Annotated in this window: 3 protein-coding genes; 1 reads left to right on the top strand and 2 read right to left on the bottom strand. The window is 73.8% G+C overall.

The features are described from left to right. Together B7767_RS19500 and B7767_RS19495 are read right to left on the bottom strand one after the other, a co-directional pair. A partial coding sequence (locus B7767_RS19500; protein ID WP_143652555.1) for a 50S ribosomal protein L11 methyltransferase occupies positions 1-269 on the bottom strand: 269 nt, incomplete at its 3' end. Next, a complete protein-coding gene (locus tag B7767_RS19495; protein ID WP_085573305.1) occupies positions 259-1,272 on the bottom strand; it encodes an iron-containing redox enzyme family protein in 1,014 nt (337 codons plus the stop codon). The genes B7767_RS19500 and B7767_RS19495, both read right to left, overlap by 11 nt. A gap of 79 nt (positions 1,273-1,351) precedes the next feature. Here B7767_RS19495 and B7767_RS19490 point away from each other — a divergent pair, with 79 nt between their 5' ends. Continuing rightward, a complete protein-coding gene (locus tag B7767_RS19490; protein ID WP_085573304.1) occupies positions 1,352-1,960 on the top strand; it encodes a flavodoxin family protein in 609 nt (202 codons plus the stop codon). Positions 1,961-2,020 lie beyond the last annotated feature (60 nt).

The following is a 2,020-nucleotide window of genomic DNA, read 5'->3' as shown; positions in this document are numbered from 1 at the left end:
ACCGGCACACCGGCCCGCAGCGCGTTCAGCCGGGCCGCGCACACCGCCCGCCGGGAGACGTCGACCGCGGTCACCCGGCAGCCGCGCCGGGCGGCCGCCACCGCCAGCGCGCCGGACCCCGTTCCCACGTCGAGGACGTCCGCGCCCGGAGGGAGGGGTTCGTCGTACAGGGCACCGGCCAGCAGCTCGGTGTCCTCCTGAGGGGCGTACACGCCCGGTGGTGCCAGTGGACTCACGGACCGCCGGGTACCCCCGCCGTCAAGAAGCATGGGTGAACTCCTGGGGCAGGGGAGTGCGCAGCGACGAGCGGCCCGCGCTCCAGTCCGCGAGCAGCCTCTCGCCGAGGCGGTCCTCGGCGAACACGGTGGCGTCGACACCGAAGGCGATGTCCGCCGCGAGGTGCGGCTCCACCTCCAGCAGCCCGGCGACGACCTCGTGGCGCACCACCTGCTCGTGCACCGCGTCCGCCTCCACGTGCTCGTCGTAGAAGTGCTCGGCGGCGGGCCCCGCGCCCGTGCGGCGCATCGCCTCGGCGAGCCGCCGCGAGCCGGGCGACGAGGTGATCTCGACCGTCGCGAAGTGGCCCACCAGCGCGCCCCTGAGGGAGCGGCGCAGTCCGAAGAGGGACATCAGGTTCACCGTCACGAGCAGCTCGGCGCAGGCCGCGTCCAGGTAACGGCCGTACGCCGTGTCCAGCCCCAGGTCCGTCATCAGGTCGGCGAAGAGACGGGCGTGCACCCGGTCGGCGCGACCGCCGCCGTACTCGTCGAACTCGACCGCCGCCATCGCCGCCTTGGCCCGTCCCCACAGCCGGGGCAGCACCCACGCGTGCGGGTCGGCCTCCTTCAGGTGGTACAGGGACCGCTGGGCGGCGTACTCGCGCAGGTGCCACAACTCGCCCTTGTCGCGCAGGAAGTGGCTGACGCCGGTGCCGTCCACCGGTTCCACGAGGATTCCGGCGAGCGCCTCGTCGACGCCGTCGTGCCGCGGCGCGTCCGCGCGGAGCGCGGTGAGGAAGCGGTCCTCCAGGGCGGCGCGGACGCGCAGCAGTTCCGGGTCCCATTCGAGGTCCGCCGCCACGCCCGCGAACCCGCGGTAGTGCAGCTCGTAGCACAGGTACAGGGCGAGCTGGAGGTCGTCGCCGTACACGGGGGCGGCGGCGATCTCCTCGTCCGGGGGCAGCGGGCCGGTGCCCCGCAGGTGGTCCTCGACGGCGCTGCTCAGGGGGCCGCGCGGTGAGGGCAGCCGGGGTTCTTCACAGGGGTGTTCCATGCGCCCCGGGTACCCGGACGGCCCAGCGGCATCCGCGTCCGCGTGGCAACCGGCCGCCCGCGGGGTACTCCGTGTCCACATGAAGGCACTAGTGATCAACTGCACCCTCAAGAAGTCACCGGACACCTCCAACACCGAGGCGCTGGCCCGGACCGTCACCGAACACCTGGAGAAGGACGGCGTGGAGGTCGACGTGGTCCGCGCGGTGGACCTGGACATCGCTCCGGGCGTGGTCAGCGAGGCCGTGCACGAGGGTGACGACTGGCCGGGCGTCCACGAGAGGATCCTCGCGTCCGAGATCCTCGTCATCGCCTCGCCGACCTGGCTCGGGCAGCCGTCGTCGGTCGCCAAACGGGTCCTGGAGCGGATGGACGCCATGCTGTCCGAGACGGACGACGACGGCCGGCCGGTGGCCTACAACCGGGTCGCGGGCGTCGTCGTCACCGGCAACGAGGACGGCGCGCACCATGTGATCAGCGAGATCACCGGCGGCCTGCAGGACATCGGCTACACCATCCCCGGCCAGGCGTGGACCTACTGGAACCAGGGCCCCGGCCCCGGACCGAGCTTCCTGGAAGGCGGAAGCGGTCACGACTGGTCCCGCAGGACGGGCCGCGCCATGGCCGCCAACCTGCTGGGCGTGGCCCGCGCCCTGGCGGCCCGGCCCCTCGGCCCGCCGCCGGGGTAGACAGACGGCGCCGGGGCCCGTCCGGCGGACCGAGCCGGAGGAAACCGGCGGCGCCTCGCG

It is taken from the genome of Streptomyces sp. 13-12-16 (genome assembly GCF_002114215.1).
In the GTDB taxonomy this organism is placed as follows: Bacteria; Actinomycetota; Actinomycetes; order Streptomycetales; family Streptomycetaceae; genus Streptomyces.
The sequence above is the reverse complement of the archived record's forward strand: the minus strand, read 5'-3'. Positions and strand labels throughout refer to the sequence as shown.

Coding starts and splice junctions, on each gene's coding strand:
- B7767_RS19495 (WP_085573305.1), bottom strand. CDS start 1,272: ATGGAACACCCCTGTGAAGAACCCCGGCTGCCCTCACCGCGCGGCCCC.
- B7767_RS19490 (WP_085573304.1), top strand. CDS start 1,352: ATGAAGGCACTAGTGATCAACTGCACCCTCAAGAAGTCACCGGACACC.